A 21,247-nucleotide genomic window follows, 5' to 3' on the forward strand; every position below is an offset into this window, starting at 1 on the left:
TAACCATTCTAAACTTCTCATGCCCCCTATTTCTGAAGGTATACGGCCCGTTAACTTATTCCCTTTTACATTCAAATAGGTGAGCTTCGTCAGGTTTCCTATAGTGGACGGCAACTGTCCTTGCAGGCCATTCTTCCATAAGTCGAGTCGAACAACGCGTCCGTTGGCATCCACTTCTACGCCATGCCAGCTACCCGACGGGTCGCCGCTGCCCCAGCCGCTGTTGTTAGCCCAACTGTCGCCGCCCGTGGCATTATATAAATCCATCAACGCATGGCGGTCGCCTTCTACTGAATTGGTAACATTAGTCTCTGATTCGGTTGTAAAACTATAGATTGTGGACCAATTACCAGAATCTCCGTCTCCGTTGGCCTGGGCTCTCCAATAGTACGTCTGACTGTAATCCAGTCCGGAAACAGCATACGACGCCTCGCTTACCGCTTTGTCAACCACCGTTGAAGAAAATGAATTATCCTGCGCAAGTTGAACTTGATATTCATTTACTCCTGACACCGATTCCCAATCTAATGTTAGGTTTATAGATTGACCAGTTGCCCCATCGGATGGAGAACTTAATGAGACCGTTGAATCATTGGTATCACTGGTTTCGCCTGAACTGGTAGTAAAGCTGTGAATTTCTGACCATTGTCCCTGCGTATCGCCGATAACAGCTCGTACTCTCGAGTAATAGGTCGTACCAGAAGCCAATGCTTCCGAAGGAGAATAGGTAGTATCCGTTACTTTTGTTTCAATATCCATTTGGCTATCGTGACTTACATGCAATTCGTACGAATCTGCATTCTCTACGGCCTCCCATTCAAGGGTAGGTTGCAGTGCCACATCCGTTGATCCATCATCCGGGGACACTTGCACAGGAGCAGAAATTTCACCCGCGGCAAGCGTTGCAAATTGAAATACCTCAGACCATTGGGTCTCTTCGCCAGAAACAACCGGCTCAACCCTCCAATAGAAGGTCTGTTCGGCAGATAACGCTGTCGTTTCATACGAGCTCGACTTTATTTCTTGGTCTATAACAAGAAGAGTGCTAAATTCTTGATCTGTAGCCACCTGTATATTATATCCAGATGCACTTGCTATGGCAGTCCAAGAAAACGCAACCGAGTAAGGACTTGTTGAAGTACTGTCGCTTGGTGAGGTTAAATCTGTTGCAAGCGGTTCGGCGTCCGCTATGGTTGATTTAGTAGAAAATTGCCAGGTTGCTGACCACGGTCCTTCTACTCCGTCAATAATAGAACGAACTTGCCAATAGAACGTTGAATCGGAAGGAAGCCCTTTAATTTGAAAATGATTTTCTTCCATCAAACTGTCAATCATAACAGTAGAAAAATCAAGGTTACCTGAAAGCTGAAACACATATGAATCTGCTTGATCAAGCAGACTCCAGTCAAACTCAATAGTCGTAGTTTGTTCGGTGCCGTCTTCAGGGGAGGTTAAATTAACTTCAGATAAATCATTATTTTGAGTTGCGGTTATTGTTAAGGAATCTTCGCATTGGGTTAAAGTAACAAGCAAAAATATGCTCGTTAAGAGATATAGTAATTTTGATCTCATGGTAATATGAGTAGATTTGGGGTTTGTAGATAAGTGCCAGGAGGTAGAGTAGCCTTCTGGAAAGCCGTCTGTATATGATATTTAAGTGCAATAATTACAAATACTTGCAAGTAAGTATTACTTGTAAGTCATACTTTATACTACAAACATTGTTTCATTTATATTAATTTTTTCTAATAAATAAATGAGTATGTTTAATAGACTGGCTCCCATTTGTTTAATAAAAAATCACAGATTAAAAGAAGGGATAGAAAGGAAAAACATAACTTATCTATACAAGATATTGTGCGCCCTCCATTTCTTATAGTTTGAAATGAAGTCTATCTGAAGAGAGGTAATTTATTAGAAGGGAATTACATCAGATCTGTATTTTGTTCAAATCTATAAATACAGATCTTAATTGCAGACGGTAGTTACAGCTAATTCTATAGGAATAAAGAAAGCTGTTTTTTTACGAATGTAACAATCAGATACAGGTCTGTTTCCAAAACCTGTGGTTAATGATTCAGAAGCATAGATCTATCTGTTTTGCCAAACAGATACTTCTTTATAAAACCATCGCCAAAGATATTCAATAAGTCTTGATAATTCGAAGGGCTGAAGTTATTGCTATGGATACTCCTATAGTTAAATTTAGGATACGCGCTACGTTGGCATATTTGCCATGGTTGATAGATAGCTTTTCCTGTTAAATTATTATTTTACTTCACCTTCAGAGAATCCGGTAACTCATCACGAATCGGCCCTACTAAGTTGTTATTATTAAACCATAGCTGTCTCAGCTTATAAACAACTTTCCATACCCACTACAGAATTTCTCTTTTAACCCTATTCCAGCCGAAGGTAAGTTTATTATCCCTTTTGGGTCCGTAATAGATTCAGGCAACACTCCACTCATTTCATTACTTATTACTGAATACGATTTCAGTTTTGTTAAATTATTAAACTCATGGAATAGAATTACAAAAAACGTAGACACGTAGGTTAAGGTAGATTATGCGGATAGGTTACGTGTTAGTTGTCGAGCAGCTTGTATTAACGTCTGATAATCCAGTATTAAATGCAGCTGTTTCCTGTTGTACCAAACTTCGATAAATACGAAGGTTGCTTTTCGTGCCTCCGCATAGCTGTAAAAAGAAAGATAGACTCAACAAACTGCAAATGATTTATATTAAAATCCTATTCGAGGTCAGATACGATACTATCTACCATCCACCCATAAGCATTAAATGAACCTTCATGCCATTCTAAATTACAATCCCAGTAGCCCTCACAATCTTCGATAAAACCTGAAGGGGGAAAACCATAACTAATTTCAACAATCAATGGGGTTTCATTTTGAAAGACATAATCAATAGACAGACATTGGCTTTGGAGCTTTTCTGCAATATCAAGTGAAAGACTGATTGTTTTAAGATCAAAATGATGTTTTTCGTATTGGGCATTTCCACTCCCCGAGGCCCTAAAATCATCCTGCCTTACTATACGTTTAATCGCAAATGCTCGACCATCAATCACAATTACACGAATATCATAATTATTTCCAGGTATAAAATCCTGGAAATAAACATATCCCCGCTCCCGTCCAGCGATACGCGCAAACTTTGTGGTCTTACCAAGCCTGAGTACACCCTTCATGACCCCCCAGAGACTCGTTTTACCTTTTTTATATTTCTGCCATCGTTCGTGAAGGTTACCCAACTTATCGTACTGGCTAAAGCCTCGGCCAAAAGCTTTCTTTATTAGATTTTTCGCTTCTGACTCATTTGATACTAATTTAACATGTGCCGATCCTGCTCCTCTTCGCAATTTAAACACTTTTGGGAAATCCGTCTCTTCTATCCACTGCATTGCTCGTGGTTTATCGTAAAATACATATGATGGAACCAAAGGGGCATCAATAGCTTCCAACAAATATTTTTGTCCCACCTTGTCATCAAAATGCCAGCAGGTATGAAAATCAGGAAATACCTTTTTTCCTGCTTTCTCCAAAGAATACAACAATTGTTTCGCAAACAATACATCTTTGGGATTTGATTGATGAAAATGCCACATCAGCCCTTTGCAATCTTCCAACTGATTAATAATATCATTATCGTAACAATTCACAATCTTTAAAGGAAACCCCTGTTCTTCACAATAGGAAATCCAATGACTGCTGAAACTATTTTTTTGATGATGTATGGCAATTTTCATAGAAAGGTATATTAAGTTATAACATCAATAAATGTACTCAGACTCCTCAATTAGACTTTGAACCATCCAGCCATAGGGATTGAACTTTTCTTTGTGAAAGGTTAGATCTGAATCCCAATAACCCATTTTTAACGGAATTCCATCTTGTCCAAAACAATAGCTTAATTCAACTAAAACTGGCTTGTTATTATCGACTAAGAAATCAAAGGCTGCTGTTTGCAATTTTAGTCTATCATTCGGCTAATCCTATCTCTCTACAAATGTAATTACGGTCTGAATTTCAGGAGGAGTTGCTGCGATTACCGCATATTTTATCCCCGGGCCGTATTCGAAATCAGTGTATCCATTTTCTACTGTTTCCAAGATTGTTTTGACCTTTTCAAAATCAAAATTCGGTTTTCCATCCTCAGTTTTGAATGCTTCCGGTAAATCTTCCGATTTCACATCTTCTAATTCAAACTTTGGATGCGTCTGCAGTGACCATATTGCAATCTGAAACTCACGCCAGGTAAGCTCAGGATCATCCTTTTTCAAATCATCTGCGATGTTAAATAAGTAGTTAACTGGTCTCCATTTATCAACCCGATAGGTAGAATAGAGTGGTACATTTTCATAAGTGCCACTATCTAAATCCAGAGGAGTTCGAATATCAATACACCAACTATCCTTGATGCCATTATCAATAATATCATTAGCTTCAATATTTTTAAATTGAATACTAAAATATGCTTGCTGAGCTTCGTTCCTCTTAACAACTATAGTTGTTTCCTCTCCTCCAGTGACTGGTGTAACTTCTTCTATTAGTTCAAGTGTATCTTTAATATCGCCATCGGTTGAGTTCTTTTTACAGGAAACAGCTACTATCAACAAACTGGCAAGTAAACAGTAGATGAAGCGGTTCTTTATTGGATTCATTTTTTACCTCAGTGAATTTAATTGCATCGTTTTACTTTATACTAACTATAGTCTCAACTATTGTGCCAACTCTGACTTCGATATTAGTTTTACTGGGGTTGACGCTATTTCGTCCTTCAAAAGGTGTTAATCGAATGATCTATCGAATAAATAGATGCTAATACATTGAGTTATTTTTTATACACTAACGTAAAAATTACTCAGAAAGGCCTAAAAGAGTAACACTATATGAAACATAGGTTTAGGAGATTCAACGTTTATTATCGTCACCTAAAACATACTCACTAAAAAAAGGACCAAAGCGGGCTTCAATTATATCAAAGAAAGGATTATTCGCATTCCACTCGATAATTTTCGGTTCTTCTTGCTCATTTACAAAAATATCCCACCCAATTACCCTGGTATAAGGAAAACTGTGATGCACAGATTTACACAAAGAAATTATAGCGGGTAAAAAAGGTAGTTTAAGATCAGAATAAAGCATTCCTGTATCAGGATGTCTCTTTCCAATTTCCAAACCAATGCTATCAAAGGCAGTGGGGTGTACTGTTCCATCGATATTAACAAAAACCCAGCCGCCCCCACGTGAAGCGTTATCAACACGGCTACCTTCTCTTCCAAACCTGATAATAATAAACTTAACTTGTATAGTCCCCTCATCATCAAGTAGCGTTAGAACCCGCAAAGTATTCACGGAGTGGGGATATAGCTTCTGTAGCTCTGGATGTTGTTGAACAACCGGTTGAAAGATTAAATCCGTACTTTTTGGCAGTTTTTCAAAATGTAATTCATCTGGATGGGTAAATATTATTCCCTGCCCTCCACGACCAGAATCAGGTTTTATTATAATTTCATCATTGACTTCTTGCAGAATCTGATCAAGCTCTTCCTGCTTGAGTACCGTACCATCTTTATGATAATACTGGCCGTTTGTTCTCGTAAAAAATGGATCTACAACAGCTCCATTAAAGAGTTTGTGATCTATTGCTTTTGCCTCGCTAAATCTCATATATTTTTCGGGATTCATTTTGGGCAAAAATTTGAACCGATAATAGTCATCAGGCATCCATCCTTTTTTAAATTCACCACGTAATTCAGCATAGTATGCCAACCACGGCCAATAAGATGCATCGCCTAATACCTCAGCACAATACGCTTTAATCTCAGAACGCATTTTTTTATCAACTACTGTTTTACCGGTATGCGCAACAACTTGTTTTCTTAGATTATTAGCCGCATCTCTCGACATTTTCGTCGCAACATATTTCTTCCAGGAATGATCGACTCGTTCCAGCATAAGCCGCAATCGATACAGAATTTTAGTTGATTTGCTATATATTTCTTTTCTCATATCTCAATAAATATGGTTATTGCAAAGTCCAGTGATTTTTTCTACAGTACTCAATAACTTCATCAGTAAATTCTCCAAAAAATGGTTCCCCAGCGTACTGCGAGAAACGGATTGTATGTCCCTTTGTATTCACCTCAACAACTCTCCATCTGCCGTCTTTATCAAAACACAAGTCCAATCCTACAACTCGGCCAAAATAAACTTGCCGAGCAATGTTTTTCGAAAGCTCTTTTAAGCTTTTGAATTCCGGGATTTTATCATCAAAGGCCAACCCTGAATCAGGATGCTTTAAATATTTTGTGCCATGTTTATCCACCGCATAACCATTTAACGATCCATCATCTCGTATCATCGTATGGATCCCACCTGAACTCTCGTTGTCAAGTGACCCTCCCTTACCCATCCTCAGCGTTGCATTCAAGATATAGTGAGTATCATCACTAACAGATTTATAGACATACGCCCGAACGGTATTTAGTCCCACCGGGTGATATCGTTCAAAAAAAGGATGTTGTTGTATTTGTTCCTGAACAACAAAATTTTTACGCTCCCTGCAGAGCTCAAACAGATGATCGGCATCTTCAACAAAACAGATCCCACTACCGCCGTAGGTATCTTTATTAGGTTTCAATACAACGGGAAAATTGATCTCTCCTAAACTTTTCTTAAGCTGACTTAAGCTAAGTTTATTAAAATCACAATCGTAGTATTCACCCTGAATGCGATGAAAAATATCTTTTGGGAATCCAGAATTGAGAAACCAACGGTTATAAAAGCTTTTATGGCTAAAAAAATGAAGTATATTATCATTTATTAAAGTTGGTTCCAGATCAGCAGCGAAAATATCTTCTGGAATAATTCGGGAATCTGTTGTTCCAGAAATATTATGGCACACTCTGAGCGTGGTTAAATCAGCTTTCTTTCGAAATGTTGACCACTTCCTCTGGTGCTTAGATTCAATTGATGAATCACAGGGTTGGTCAAGAAATTTATTCACTTCTAAAATTCTTTGATATCTATTTTGCCATGCTTTACCTACCCCTCTTCTCCGTGATAAATATAGGAGCAAACTTTTAATTTTATTTTTAGAATCCAGACGCGAATTTATAAAAATATTTTTTATGATCTCTACCATTTTTTCTCTAATAACTCATCAAGTTGTACTGAAATAACCTACCAAGTTGTGCTGAGCTAAGGAATTCTACCTGCGGCCACTTTTTTGTGATCGCACTTAATAGCTCATGCAACAAGGCTAAATTTTCATCTCTGTTTCTTTCATCAATAAAACCCACATAGTTTAAGCGGTGCGAGCATATCACCGCTGGTTTCTTCATCCGAAATGCAACCGCAATATCCTTTAGACAACTACTTACCGGCTCTTTGCCAGACTTTACCATCGCGGGCTCAAAAAATGCATTTCGTATTAAATATTTTTGACCGGCTTTATTTTCTTCTGCCAATCTTCGATGATAATATTTGAAAGAACCATTAAATAGCGGTTCCATCATCTTTCTACGACCTTGGTAAAAACGGATGCCCTTTGCAAACATCGACTTATCAAAATCGGGACTCCAATAGTAGTTCGGTGGAATAAACGTATCGGAACGGTATCCCATAAGTTCTTCAAATAAGTCTACCCCCTCGAGGATAATGGACAACTTCTCTACCTTATCTTGTTGGCTGAAATACCGCGTAGACTCTACGAATTTATTACCCTCTTTGGGATTATCTTTGGGTATCATACCCGGGATCCGGTGTTCAAAACCAAAGAGCGCATCTTCGTCTCCCTTCCGGAGAGCATCCATAAATAACGATACATTCAGATGCTCCCTCCCATGCGATTGGGGATAAAACACTCCTTCTTTCAATCCTTGTTTCCATAAATGGAAATTATTTGAGTGGTTGGGATATCTTTTAAAGGTTTCTGTGATCAGTTCATAAAAGTAATGTTCAAAACCAGAGGATTTTATTTTATCAAAATCAGGATTGGCAGCCAGGATATTTGCGGTCATAACGGCCGGGTTTCCATCCCGATCTTTATACTTGTTTAATACATCGAATAATAGCTCCAAATCATCTTCACTTGCCAAGCTGTCATATCGCTCATAAGCAATATCATCGACACAATAACCAGCTTGTAAGCATTTATTATAGACCTCTTTAGACGGCATTCTGATGCTCCCCCAGTCATCACTCTCAATTACAACTATTTTACGATCGGTATGCCAGCTCGAAATATTATTCAAGTGCCGTGAAATATGTCGTTTAACTCGTGATAGCATAAAGCATATTAATTATTTGTAAGTCTCACAGGAGCATTCTCATGACGTCGTTCATCGATATGTGCTCTCCGGTTAAGAATATTGCAATAATTGGATTACCCAGTATGGTAGTTGCGCTAATACTGTAGAGGCCCATTCTCACCGATACCACAATAAACAGGACCAGGGCCGGTGTAGCTGCTATAATAAATCGTTTCATAACCTTTTCATGTTCTTTATTCTGTACATATAAAGTTATCAACGCCAGCGCTGAAAGATTTGCAATGGACAGAAACCGCCCTCCTGAAGGTAATGAACTAAATAAATTAGCAACTCCATAGAACAACAGCGTAAAACAAAATAGATTAAGCCAGTTCTTATTTTGCATAAAAAATTTCTTAGCCCTAAAAAAAAGTACTACCAGAAAACCCATTATTGACCACCTCATGGCACGACCATACCAATCCATGTACCAATTCTGAGAATTCGTTGTTCCTTCCCTATAATTCTCAACGTATTGCTCACCTCTATATCCAGCTGTTCGTTCTTGAATAATTTCTGGTGCATAACCTTCAACTAACTCATTAAATACAGACAAGTTAATCTCTGATACAAAAAAGGTAAGGCAGTAAAAAACAAAGTAGATTAGAAGTCGATTACCGGCAAATATATATAGATATAGAATCGACACCGGTACCAAAAATGAAAAATGTACTAAGATTGATAATGAAGCAATAAGCACTCCACTTTTTTTACCTTCATAGAGATAGGGAAGCAGACCATAAATAAAAATATGTGCAGCAGTCCACATCCGAAAACCGTTCATGTTCCAAATTGGAATTACTAAGAAAAAGCAGATAAACAACAGGGCTGTAGTAAAACGTATATTACCTTTCAGATGCTCCAGTACAAACCACATATTGCGAGAAAAGAAATAGCCGAAAATTATCCCGTATACCAGGGTCAATATAGATTGGCTATCGGTAAATCTGGAAAGAACAATGGAAATGAAAGTACTTGCAACATCTATATCGCCACTCTCACTGTAATATTCCAGCGCCTTGGCAAATGTCATCTGTTGCCCATGAAGATGTTGGTATTTCTCAACATACCGTGCGATATCAGCTCCCTCACTCTCCGCACCAATAGCAAAGGCAAAGCCATAGAAAGCGATAAAAGCCCAAAGTATATTTTTAGCCCAACTACTCCGATAATTTTTAAAAGCTGAGAGCAGGGCCAACAGCGGCCACAACAAAAACAGCATCGCGGAGTAAAATCCTATCTTATTATTTGACTGAAACATGGCCCTCAACTTTGTCATACAGCTTCAAAAATTGACTACATACGTTTTCGATGCGATAACGTTCTACTCCATTGTATTTATACTTTTGCTCGTAATTACCGTCTAAAAACCGGCCAACTTTTTCATTGTCTATGCCGTTTGCAGAAATATTTAACACTGGACGTCCGGCAAGGTAATAGTCAATAAGCTTGCTGGGTACCATCAACGATGACTGGTTCTCAAAGTTCACCAAAAAATCCATCGTACTTAAGATTTTCAGTAATTCCTTTCGTGGAATATAATCCCTTATTTCGATACGGCCACTACTAACTTCTACCCACGGCTTAACCATATCTGAACTTTTGGTGTAAATAATGAACTTAAAATCACGATCTGTACTCAAAAGATGATCCAGAAAAGGTCGTGGGTCTCTTCCCCCGGGTATAAAACCACCAGCGTATGCAAAGGTGGGCACTTCATGTTTGCTATATGATGAGTAATCAATCTCAACTTCATCAAACCTGAAGCCTTGTGGAATCACTTCAATTTTGTCTCTGAACTCTGGATAATAGCCCAGTTTAGCATCTTCGACAGGTACCGTAATAAAATCGGCCTTTCGACAAAATTCCTTTTCCAAGTATTTGAAATAAAACGTTTTATTATACGAATCAATTTTTGACCCCATGTACGGGTCACCGCAATCTGCTACCCAAAGATCAGCTACTTCACCCTTTCCTTTCATAGCCTTGGCAACCCCCCAGTGAATAGAATGCGGAACAGCTATGGAAATGAGCATGTCATAGCCTGATTCTGTCTTCAAGGCATGTTTTACCTTGAACAGCAGTTCAATATTGGGATATTCGAAAAGTTGAAGCAGTCCTCGTCGCATGATTCGTTTAAAAAGTCTGCTTAACCCATGCTCCCCATTTAAAATGATCTCTGGAAAATGTAATGGCCCCAAATCTTTGATAGTAACACCATACTCATCTTCAAAAGCAATATGGTGTTCATCATCTTTTACTGTCAAAAGAGTAACCTCATGTCCCTGACGGGCAAACTCCTTTACCAGTTCCGTCGTCCGAAACGAACGCGGTGAGTTCATCGGATAAAAAGACCGAGATATTATTAGAATATTCTTCTTCATTTTTTATCAATTCGTCTTATAATAATATTCCATACTGTAATATTTCTGCTGTTATTCCCTTATCTTTTCGGGATTTATCAATCGAAGTATTAGCCCCACATAAATAATCGCGCGAGATATAAATTTCATCAGGTCAATAGAATAAACGATGAACCGCTCATTTAGACTTAATGCTACTCCCGATCTTTTTTTTCTGCCTGTAAATCCGTTTTTAATATGACTACCCAATATTCGTAACTGGGTGTGTCCAAATTCTCTTTTAATATTCAAAGCTCCTCCACACGTTAAGCGGTAATGCTTTTTAAAAATAGTGTACAAATTACGCGCTGGATGTTTGACTTGTACATCATCAGCATATACCATTTGGTGACCTGCTTTAGTACACCTGAGTGTAAACTCCCAGTCACCACCAGACTTAACAGAAGAGTCAAAACCACCTATTTTCTCAAACACACTGCTTCTAACTAAAAGGTTCGCAGTCACCCCTCTTCCACTGGGTACGTTTTTATCTTGTGGAAAAGCCGTTGCACGTTCATACAAATAGCCATATTTACTACCCCTTTCCGGTTGAAAAATATCTACCTTTCCACCAACCAGATCATTCGTTTCATTGAAATATTTTTGTGCGTTTTTCAACCAGTTTTTATCGGGTATACAATCTGAGTCTGTGAAGGCAAAAATGTCTCCGATCGCTACAACAGCTCCTCTATTTCGGGCAGCATAAGAGCCTGGTTGAGGTTCATGGATTAATTGAACTCGTTCCGGTAAGTGAATTTCTTCTGGAATAGCTCCATCTTCACTGTTATCTACCACAATAACTTCGTACTGATCTTTAGACAGCGTTTGATCCTCGACAGCAGCAACACATTGCATCAGTCTAAACCAATCGTTGTATGTGGGAATAATTACAGAAAACTTCATTTGTTGGATACCTTTTTAAATTCCAGACCAAAATATCTAAACAACTGCTGAAATAGTTCTCTGATTAATTTTTTGAGGAACCTCATTCCTTCGAAATTCAGCCCCAACTTTTCAAGAACCTCTTTTTGTCTTTTAAACTCTTCGAGCGACCTCTGTTGCACTAAATTTCTTGCCAGCAATATGTAGTACTTGTTTAAGATCCTGGAAAAACTTTTTTGTTGCTCTTTTTCATTCAGAAAAAAGCTCCCATAATCCAGTTGTGAAAATAGTTTGGCATGAATAAAAGCAAAGCTCTCCTGACACTTAGTATTCGACATACTTTCATCGTGGCGTCGGGAAAAAGTCAAAATGTCGTGTACAAAACCGAAATCGGATTCCTTTAATAACTCGAGACAGGCACCGGTATCGGATGCCAGATGAGACTCCTCATAAAATTTTTCTCTTTCTCGTATCAGGTCAGATTTAATCAATAGCGAAGAAGGCGACCCAAATTGGGAATGCCCATACAGTAGATATTTCCTGGCAATCTCTTTTCCGGAATTAAAATTACTCGAATATGGAAGGCCGTCCAGATCAACCTTATTATTTACCAAACGGTACGAACTTACAATCCCTACACTTGGATATTCTTCTGCCACTTTCACCATTTGGGACAGGCATTCAGGAAAAAGCCAGTCATCAGCATGAACAACTTTGCAATATTTACTTTTGGGTGAAATCTGTCTGAATGCATGATTCAGATTTTCCATCTGAGGAAGAAACTCCTCATTATTATGTATTCGAATGCGATCATCCTGCGCCACATATTCTCTCATAATCGCAAGGCTGTCATCAGTACTCCGGTTATTTACCAGCACATACTCCCAGTTTTCATAATTCTGGTTAAGGACACTCTCAATACACTCCCGCAGAAATTTACCTCCGTTATATACCGGTGTTAACACCGATACAAAAGGTTGCGTATCAACATCAATATCTGTTGCAGAATGTTTTCCCCGTTCACTTTCTTTTACTGTACCTGCTGAATCTTGCGCCATAATTCTTATCTCCCTAAACCACTGGTTAATACCGGCAGTTCTCTTTCCATCGGTTTTGAATTAATAATCATTGGTTGTGGTATTGGTACAATAAATTGTGCTCCCCACTCCGATACATACTGTAATTGTTCTATGATCTCATTTTTCAAATTCCACGGCAGAATAAAAATATAATCCGGCTTAGTATCCCTTATCTTATCCGGTGATAAAATGGGTATCAACGATCCCGGCAGATAGTGTCCTTGTTTATGAGGATTTCGATCTACGGTATAGTCAATAAAATCGGTCCCAATACCACAGTAGTTAAGTAGCGTACTCCCTTTACCGGGCGCTCCATATCCCACTATAGTGCTCCCCCGGTTTTTTAAATTAAGAATTAGTCTCAGAAGATCTCGTTTTGTTTGACGTACATTTTCTCCAAATTTCTTATAAAAATTTATATTTAAATATCCTTCCTGTTTTTCTCGAAAAAGAATTTTATCAACATTTTTACTAATTTGATATTGATTATTAGACAAGCGAGTTACAAATATTCTTAAAGATCCGCCATGCGTACTTAGCTCTTGCACATCAAAAATCTTAAATCCGTGTTTTCTAAATATGGATTGTATACTGTAAAGCGAATAGTAGAAGAAGTGTTCGTGATAAATCGTGTCAAATTGATTGTTCTTGACGAGTTGTAACAGATGCGGAAACTCAAAAGTCATGATACCTTTTTCCTTCAGCATCACTTTTAACCCTTTTATGAAGTCATGTATTTTTGGGACATGAGCTAAAACATTATTACCCAAGATTAAATCGGCGGACTGATATTTTGTTTTGAGTGTTTTAGCCGTTTCTTCCCCAAAAAACAGTAATTCGGTCGGTATCTCCTTTTCCATTGCAGCATTTGCAACTGTAGTTGATGGTTCAACGCCAAGAATGGGAATCTTCTTCTCTTGGAAATACTGCAGTAGATACCCATCATTACTGGCTATTTCTACCACAAAGCTTTCCCGATCAATACTGTAATTATTGATCATGAAATCCACATATTTCCTGGCATGTCTCAGCCATGAATCAGAATAGGAAGAAAAATAGCTATACTCCTCATATATCTTTTCAGGACTCACACATGTTCCAACCTGTACTAAGAAACATTGATCACACACGTACGTTTTGAGTGGATAAGTCATCTGCCCCTCATTCGACAGGTCCGGCTTTATAAGCTCGTTACAAAGTGGAGAAGCTCCCAGATCCACAAAGGTGTGCATTAGGCTGCTGCCACAGTTTAGACAATTTATATTTTCCACGCTATTCATAACTCTTGACTCTCTATTGGTGCAAGTAATTGCTCTTTTAAAAATTAATTTACTAATTCTTTAATCTTTTGGTAAAACGACCTTTTTTTATATCGGCTTAGATCTATTTCCCCATCAAAACGGTATCCCAATTTATGCGCCAATACGAGGGCCTGGGGATGTTCAAATATTTTCTCCCACTCAATTCTGGAAGAGGATCTATGATGATAGTTATCATACTTTGTATTAAGTCTGTCAAGCATCTTCTCATCATAATTAAGACTCATAAACGCCAACATCTCAATTAAAGTAATTCTATTAATCTCTTTACTCTCTTCGAATAAGTTTTCAAATTTGAGGGAATAAAATGGAACGCTGGAATATCTTTGCTTTATTTCTAGTGCCCGAAGGTTAATTTCTGCCCAGTAATAAAGCGATTTTTCAAAGAGGCTTAAATTATCCCATCTACTTCTATATTCGCTCAAAATTGCAGAATCATCAAAAGGAGTCAGTTCTGCCTTTTCAAATCGATCTTCAACTCTACCGGTATACCAATTATGGGTTACAAGTGAAGCAGCAACATTTACAGGATTCCGATATAAATGAATCAGTTTCAATTGTTTTCCAAATCTTTCATGTAATTCAGAAATTCCTGCAATACTCTGCCAACCAATTTCGATATAATGCCTGTTCTGTATTGTTTCATCAACAAATTCTAAATGATTATCCAAAATGATATTTCCTTTTGTTACTGCCGGTCGATCATATATCCCCAGATTTTTTCTTGGATAGTATTCATACTTTATAGGTTCATGGAGCACAATAGCCTCATCACCGTAGGTGTCACTTATATTTTTAGCAATCCATTGAGTGCCACATCTGGGCGTGCATAAGAATACAGTCACAGGATATACCCTGTTAGTCATATTCTTTGGATAATATTTTAAGCCCTTGGTAGTCATTCGAGGATCAGCATCTTATTTTTCATTAGAATTGAACATTAGTACCAACTATCTCCCTTTTCATATAATGATTAACTACAATAGTTGTGCCAATTCATCAGATTTTAGTGTTATCCAATTTCTTGTATTGAATACAGGCTTTAAGACATATAAATGCCTTTTATATCCATATAATAGTGATCAAAAATTTAAGGTCGGATAAAAGAAATGGGAGCGACTAAAATATTTGAGTAATTTTTACTGCTGATAAGAGAGAAATTACTCGTCTCCTATTTTCTCTCTTTTTTCTTGTAAGATCTAAACTGTAAATGAAGAGTGAATAGTAAAAACCTAACTCGGATTGATCATTTTATTGTGTAAAGAAAGATTCTCATTGAGGCGATATTTATTGAGCCGGACTTTTCGTTTTTGAACTTTCTGAATTATAGATATCAACAAGTGCATTTGGAATAGTCCAAGCAGGCTGAAAATCAAAAGTTGAATAAAATAACTCACTGTCCATCAATGAAAATTCTTCTCGTGGCGTATCCGGCTCACGCTTGATGATCTGCCCGCTATTTTCAAATATACTATTAATTAATACAGCCAATTGAGGAATGCTAACCACCTCTCCGGAACCGAAGTTAAAAACACCTTTTACTTCAGGTTTGCCTAAGGCGGCTAAAATTCCATTCACTACATCCTTTACATAAATATATTCTCGCTTCTGGCCTTCCGTTGCATAAAGTTCAATTAATTCTCCCTTTAACGCATTTCCTAAAAATCTCCCCAACATATATTCTTTTCTGGCGTCTATGCTTAAGACATGTGCCAATCGAAGACATTTTATAGACAATCCTTTTTTATTAAAATAATCTGCCGTTTGTTCGGAAATCAACTTACCCAATGAATAAGGATTCTCAGGAGTAGGATGACAGTCTTCAGACCACGGGATATCAGGATTTCTGCCATATACACCACAGGATGAGGCAAATACAATATTGGTAATACTCAAGATCTCACAGGCTCGAAAAATGTTATAATCAACTAACACATTCTTGAATGAGTTATCGGAATTCTTTTTTTGCAGACGTTGAGCTGCTAAATGAATAACGGCATCAGAATCATTAAAAATATTACAAAGTGAATCTACCTTATAATCTGTTTGCAGCTGTGTAACATTTAGGTCTAAATATTCCGGTTCAATTTTTAGGTGTTTTCTCGATAGTACAACAGCTTCATAATTTCCAGGCAATATTTTCAGAAGTTCTCGGCCAATCAGACCTCTACCTCCGGTAATTGCTATTTTCATCATTTATGTTTTATAAATTTGATACCCGCATTTTTCCATGAATGTATTCATCGAATTTACGACCTCACCATTCTTATAATACCAATCGTGATAAAGTGAATTACTCGTATCATAATTATCAATATTCACCTCTTTTTCGGGCTTTTCACACATAAATTCCAACACCCAGGTTTCACTTCCATTAGAAGTCCCGTTTATATTATTGAATACTATCCTATTTCCGGTTCCGCCCATTAAGTGTTTGATAGTTGTTGCCAACAAGTCAACTCCTGTGGCATGTTTGATGAGTCTCCACATGTGGCAACCGTCCAGCCTTGGCGTCACTTCTATTAGCTTAGGTTCTTTATTTCCCTTCAATTTGATTTGAAAATAAACCGGTCCATTTTTAATGCCGATGCGATCAGTAACCTCCACCATCAATTGATGAATTCGACTCTTACTTTCTTCAGTCATAAATTGAGATGGGAAACGATGCTTATTAATGATTCCCCCTGAAAATTCAGACCAAACAATGCGATCACTGATAAAGGAAAAACAGATCTCTCCATCTACTATATAGGCATTAATAGAAATCTCAGGACCTTCTATATATTCTTCAACAATTAAACGTTTACTCTTCGAATATCTCAGGGAAGTCGAAAATTTCTCAACAAAATCTCTTCTATTTTTAATTAAAAATACTCCTCTTTGTCCCTGACTGTCTACCGGCTTCAAAATAAACGGATATGAGAATTCAGTCATATCAGACGTCCCTTCCAAAACCCTATATTTCACATTCCAATCTAATGTACTTAATCGAGCTCTAAGCAGATCTTTATTATGACAAACTCTGGCAATTTCAGGTGTAATGAATGAAGGCAATTTTAATTTATTACTCACAATGGCAGCAGTCACCATTCCCAAATCGGACCCAACAGAATAAATAATATCAATACCCTCTAACTTCGCATACTTAAAAACCGACTGTTCATCTTTTATATCTATCTGCTCAAAAGTATCAACGAACTCTTTACCTGCTCCCTCAGATGAGTAACTCACAGCATGAATTACATGGTCACCGGATAGCATTCTTATCAGATCTGCCTGAGCATTCCCAATTCCTAAAACTAAAAACTTCATCTCTTTAGATTTTTATTATCAATGGTAGAAAGAATTGGGATACTCATGACCGCAACTCTCTATTTATAAAGCTATTTCGCCAGAGCAGATTCTGTATATTTAGTCTTATTCGCTGGAATTCCATCCTTTATCCAATACAAGTCATCATTTAGCTGACCGGTGCTAAGTAAAAATTTCAGCTGCTTAAGACGCGTATACGGCTTTGCATTAAAGGTTTCCTCATCCAGGTCAATTTGATTAAAGACCTTATAAAGTTCTTGCGCCCCTTTTTCTGCATTGTATTCACACGAAAAGCCGGGCAGCTGTGAATTTATTTTATCGAATGAAACGCGATAGCTTCGGTTATCTCCGCCACTGTCGCCAAAGGTCGTTTTACACCCTGGAAAAGCTGCACCAACGATTTCAGCAATCTCTCTGACTCTAAAATTTTCCTCAGTATCCCCCACATTAAACACTTGGTTATGAATAATCTCTCTCGGGGCCTCGAGTGCACACCAAAATGCTTTACTTATATCTCTGATATGAACAAGCGGTCTCCACGGCATCCCGTCACTAATCATCTCAATAACTCCTGTGGTCCATGCGAGTCCCGAAAGGTTATTCAGTACGATATCAAAACGCATTCTGGGTGAAGCACCATAAGCAGTAGCATTTCTCAAGAAGGTCGGTGAAAACGTATCATCAGCTAATTTCGAAACATCCCGCTCAACCCTGGTTTTACATTCGGCATAAGCGGTCTGGGGATTAACCTCTGATTCTTCTGTTTTGTAATCACTATTTCCCGCACCATAAACACTACAGGAAGAAGCATAAACAAAACGTTCAATACCCGCCTGTTTGCACAATTTTGCAATCCGCACACTTCCCTTGTGATTTATTTTATAGGTGATATCCGGATTCAATTTTCCAAGGGGATCGTTTGAGAGCTCAGCGAGGTGTACAACAGCATCAAAACCTTCCAGATCTTCAACTTCGATCTCTCTTAAATCTTTATTGATATAAGATGGGTATACCTTTTCTCCATTATTAAAAAGCCATCCGGCCCTGTAAAATCCCGTATCAAGACCTGTTACGCTATGACCTTTTTGTATTAAATATGGTCCCAAAACTGACCCGATGTATCCATCTGTACCTGTTACTAATACTTTCATAATCATTCCCATTTATAGTTAGCAGCACCATCTTAATATCCGTGAAATATGAGACAGCACTTTTATTGATAGTTATAGCCCCTCTCATTTTCGAGACCTACGTTTATCAGTAGATATTCAATAAATGTGCCAACTATAATCATCCGCATATAATCCCGTTAACGGCATTAATAGTTAAGGTGAATTATTACTTGCTAATGAAAACAATATTCAAGTTGCAAAATTACCCAACCAGCCTTGTAAATATTACTCTATGGATCGCAATCAGTTAATAGCTTTTTATCCATAAATGGTTAATTGATTTAAGTAACCCTGTAAATTCAATGTGGTACAAATATTGTGATAGGTATAATAACACGTGGTTTTTCTACGGTTATATATAATGTGGTTCAAATCGCCAATAACTAACAATTACTTTAACTATATAAAGGGAGTACAAATGAAAATGATCAGTAAATGTTTATCAATGATATTATTAGCAGGAATTGCTTTAAGTCTATCTTCCTGTGAACAGAGCTCACAAGTTAATTTGAGCGAAAGTTTTAAACACATTAAAACGGTAACACCTATTCAGGGAGCACAGAAAACTACAATGAGTCTGGAGGCCGAGGTCAATCCAAGCAGCTTTTTTGAAGTCACACTCGAAGATGGATCTGTCAGAGAGGGATGGTGCGTTGAATATAATGACGACTATGTTAAGGGAGAACAAAAGGGAGTCAAATTGTACTCCACCAAAGGCCACCCGGCATGGGAAACGCTTAATTATTTCATGAGCATCAAAGACCAGCTGAGGATGGATGATCCCTCGTTGACATACCGGGAAATTCAGGTGATCATCTGGTCACTTATTGATAATCCATCATTTGATATAGATAAAATAAATGAATACGGGCATATGCCTTCAAGTATCTATAGTAACGGCGAAGCTCATTTTGATGTGCAAAAGGTTAAAGATATCGTAGCTGATATTCATAGTCGTAAGGCTGACTCTCAGTTTAAGACCTTAGCAAATCAACAGGGTGTAACGCTGATTCAAAATGACGGACAAACCATTATGATGGGTGACGAAACAGCCTTTGCTGTAAAAACGGTTGCTCAAAATGGTGACCCCAGCGTTGATGCTGACTACTCCACCTGTTTTGATGAAGAGATCATTGCGAACGTCTCATTCAACAGATGGGGATGGACCAACGGTCCAATATCTGAAGGTAGCGGAGAACAGACGTATGATATATATGCAGGTGCTGGCCAATGTGATTTAAGCAAAGGTACCCTGGTTGGCCAATTAACCGCTAACTATGCCAATGGCACGTTGACGGTAACATATCGCATAACAGAAGAATCATTTTTCACGAATGAGCTCTATACCTTATTGGAAACACACCTTTTCGTAGGATCAGCTCCTTACCCACAAATGAATAATAACAAATACACGGTTGCACCTGGTCAATATGGCAACCAAAATTCACATGATAATATTACCGAGTATACTTATGAAGTCAGCGGACTATCAGGAGATATTTATTTTATAGCCCATTCTGTGATAAATGGATTTGGTCAGTAAAGTTTATTAACGCCATTATCTTCAAATAAAAAGGGAGCCCAATATTGGACTCCCTTTTTTCTTTGCCTCCCGGAGTGAATAGTTACAAGTATTAAAGCTGCTCCTGAATGGTCTTAAGTATCCGGTATGTTGCCTTCCCATCCCACTTATCTGGTATAGATCCTTTCTTATATTGTCCCTCTCTTATGGAACCTATAACTCGCTTTATTTCATCCAAATCAAAAGGTACCAGTGTGTTGGTTCCAACCTCTATAGTAGATGGGCGCTCGGTATTCGGTCGCAGCGTTAAACACGGAACTCTTCGAAATGTTGATTCTTCCTGGATACCGCCACTGTCGGTAAGAATAAACTCACAACTGGCGATAAGCTTTTGGAAAGCAAAATAATCCATCGGTTCAGTCAATATCACATTCTTATTTTGAGCTAATCGATCATACAGTTCAAACTCTTTTAGTTTATTGACGGTTCGGGGATGAATAGGAAAAACAAGCTTTTGGGTCTCGGTAATTTCTTCAATTAAGTGAATTAACTTAAACAACTCATCCTTATAATCCACCGTTGCCGGTCGGTGCATAGTCATAAGAACGAACGAGCCTTTTTCCAGTCCCAGTTTCTCCAGAATAGGCGATTGTTCTATTTCATCCTCAAAAGCTACCATAGTATCAATCATGGTATTGCCAACAAAGAATAGCTGTTCTTCTGTCTTGCCATTACCATTGAGATTGCGCATTCCACTTTCTTCGGTGATGAATAAATAATCTGAAATCTCATCGGTCAAAATACGGTTAATCTCTTCCGGCATAGTTCGATCTCCGCTACGTAATCCGCTTTCTACATGGGCCAGCGGAATGTCCATTTTATTGGCTGTGAGCGATGCTGCAAAAGTTGAATTCACATCTCCCGTTACAAGAATAATATCAGGTTTTACCTCTTTCACTACCGGTTCCAAACGCTTCATAACTTCTGCCATCTGGTTGTTCGGCGACGATGGTGGAATCTCTAAAAAATAGTCCGGTGTTAATTCAAACTGCTTAAAGAAAACATTGGCCATCTTATTGTCATAATGTTGCCCGGTATGTACAATCTTGATATTAAACTCTCCCGGAAAATCCTGCTCTGCTACTTTTTTAAACTGCGTAACCTTAATAAAATTTGGCCGCGTCCCCACTATAATCAATAGGTTCTTCATCATATAATAAAT

The 21,247-nt window shown here is 38.0% G+C and carries 17 protein-coding genes; 1 reads left to right on the forward strand and 16 read right to left on the reverse strand.

Going from position 1 to position 21,247, the window contains the following annotated elements; all coding sequences use genetic code 11:
* The 15 genes from CK503_RS14200 to CK503_RS14275 all read right to left on the reverse strand — a co-directional run.
* Positions 1-1,533, reverse strand: a 1,533-nt coding sequence (locus CK503_RS14200; protein ID WP_434081865.1) for a fibronectin type III domain-containing protein, incomplete at its 3' end; no start/stop codon positions are given.
* 1,218 nt (positions 1,534-2,751) lie between these two features.
* Positions 2,752-3,768 carry an ATP-grasp domain-containing protein gene (locus CK503_RS14205; protein WP_095607495.1) on the reverse strand — a complete coding sequence of 339 codons (1,017 nt, stop codon included), beginning with the start codon at positions 3,766-3,768 and terminating at the stop codon, positions 2,752-2,754.
* 246 nt (positions 3,769-4,014) lie between these two features.
* A complete protein-coding gene (locus CK503_RS14215; RefSeq protein ID WP_095607497.1) occupies positions 4,015-4,683 on the reverse strand; it encodes a hypothetical protein in 669 nt (222 codons plus the stop codon).
* Positions 4,684-4,933: 250 nt separating this feature from the next.
* Positions 4,934-6,034, reverse strand: coding sequence for a sugar-transfer associated ATP-grasp domain-containing protein (locus CK503_RS14220; RefSeq protein WP_095607498.1), 1,101 nt, complete (start codon positions 6,032-6,034; stop codon positions 4,934-4,936).
* Positions 6,035-6,050: 16 nt separating this feature from the next.
* Positions 6,051-7,169, reverse strand: a complete 1,119-nt coding sequence (locus CK503_RS14225; protein ID WP_095607499.1) for a sugar-transfer associated ATP-grasp domain-containing protein — start codon at positions 7,167-7,169, stop codon at positions 6,051-6,053.
* Positions 7,170-7,176: 7 nt separating this feature from the next.
* Positions 7,177-8,316: a hypothetical protein gene (locus CK503_RS14230; RefSeq protein ID WP_095607500.1), complete on the reverse strand. Its 1,140-nt coding sequence runs from the start codon at positions 8,314-8,316 to the stop codon at positions 7,177-7,179.
* Positions 8,317-8,341: 25 nt separating this feature from the next.
* Positions 8,342-9,598, reverse strand: a complete 1,257-nt coding sequence (locus CK503_RS14235; RefSeq protein WP_176466323.1) for an EpsG family protein — start codon at positions 9,596-9,598, stop codon at positions 8,342-8,344.
* Entirely contained in the window at positions 9,582-10,721 is a 1,140-nt protein-coding gene (locus CK503_RS14240; protein WP_141239945.1) for a glycosyltransferase family protein, read from the reverse strand. The genes CK503_RS14235 and CK503_RS14240 overlap by 17 nt, the downstream gene beginning before the upstream one ends.
* A gap of 51 nt (positions 10,722-10,772) precedes the next feature.
* Positions 10,773-11,642, reverse strand: a complete 870-nt coding sequence (locus CK503_RS14245) for a glycosyltransferase family 2 protein (protein WP_095607503.1) — start codon at positions 11,640-11,642, stop codon at positions 10,773-10,775.
* Positions 11,639-12,679, reverse strand: coding sequence for a glycosyltransferase family 2 protein (locus CK503_RS14250; protein WP_095607504.1), 1,041 nt, complete (start codon positions 12,677-12,679; stop codon positions 11,639-11,641). Before CK503_RS14250 ends, CK503_RS14245 begins: the two co-directional genes overlap by 4 nt.
* Before the next feature lie 5 nt (positions 12,680-12,684).
* Positions 12,685-13,980, reverse strand: coding sequence for a class I SAM-dependent methyltransferase (locus CK503_RS14255; protein WP_095607505.1), 1,296 nt, complete (start codon positions 13,978-13,980; stop codon positions 12,685-12,687).
* Positions 13,981-14,024: 44 nt separating this feature from the next.
* Positions 14,025-14,921 carry a sulfotransferase domain-containing protein gene (locus CK503_RS14260; protein WP_095607506.1) on the reverse strand — a complete coding sequence of 299 codons (897 nt, stop codon included), beginning with the start codon at positions 14,919-14,921 and terminating at the stop codon, positions 14,025-14,027.
* Positions 14,922-15,306: 385 nt separating this feature from the next.
* Positions 15,307-16,215: an NAD-dependent epimerase/dehydratase family protein gene (locus CK503_RS14265; RefSeq protein ID WP_095607507.1), complete on the reverse strand. Its 909-nt coding sequence runs from the start codon at positions 16,213-16,215 to the stop codon at positions 15,307-15,309.
* A complete protein-coding gene (locus CK503_RS14270) occupies positions 16,216-17,331 on the reverse strand; it encodes an ATP-grasp domain-containing protein (protein WP_095607508.1) in 1,116 nt (371 codons plus the stop codon).
* Between the two features lie 71 nt (positions 17,332-17,402).
* Positions 17,403-18,482, reverse strand: coding sequence for an NAD-dependent epimerase/dehydratase family protein (locus CK503_RS14275; protein WP_095607606.1), 1,080 nt, complete (start codon positions 18,480-18,482; stop codon positions 17,403-17,405).
* Positions 18,483-18,948: 466 nt separating this feature from the next.
* Here CK503_RS14275 and CK503_RS14280 point away from each other — a divergent pair, with 466 nt between their 5' ends.
* Complete coding sequence (locus tag CK503_RS14280; RefSeq protein WP_141239946.1) at positions 18,949-20,046, forward strand: hypothetical protein; 1,098 nt, start codon at positions 18,949-18,951, stop codon at positions 20,044-20,046.
* A gap of 91 nt (positions 20,047-20,137) precedes the next feature.
* Here CK503_RS14280 and wecB read toward each other — a convergent pair whose 3' ends face one another.
* Positions 20,138-21,238 (reverse strand): non-hydrolyzing UDP-N-acetylglucosamine 2-epimerase, encoded by a 1,101-nt coding sequence (gene wecB, locus CK503_RS14285; protein WP_217988423.1) that lies wholly within the window; start codon positions 21,236-21,238, stop codon positions 20,138-20,140.
* Between the last annotated feature and the right edge of the window lie 9 nt (positions 21,239-21,247).

The organism is Fodinibius salipaludis (assembly GCF_002287075.1).
Classification (GTDB): domain Bacteria; phylum Bacteroidota; class Rhodothermia; order Balneolales; family Balneolaceae; genus Fodinibius; species Fodinibius salipaludis.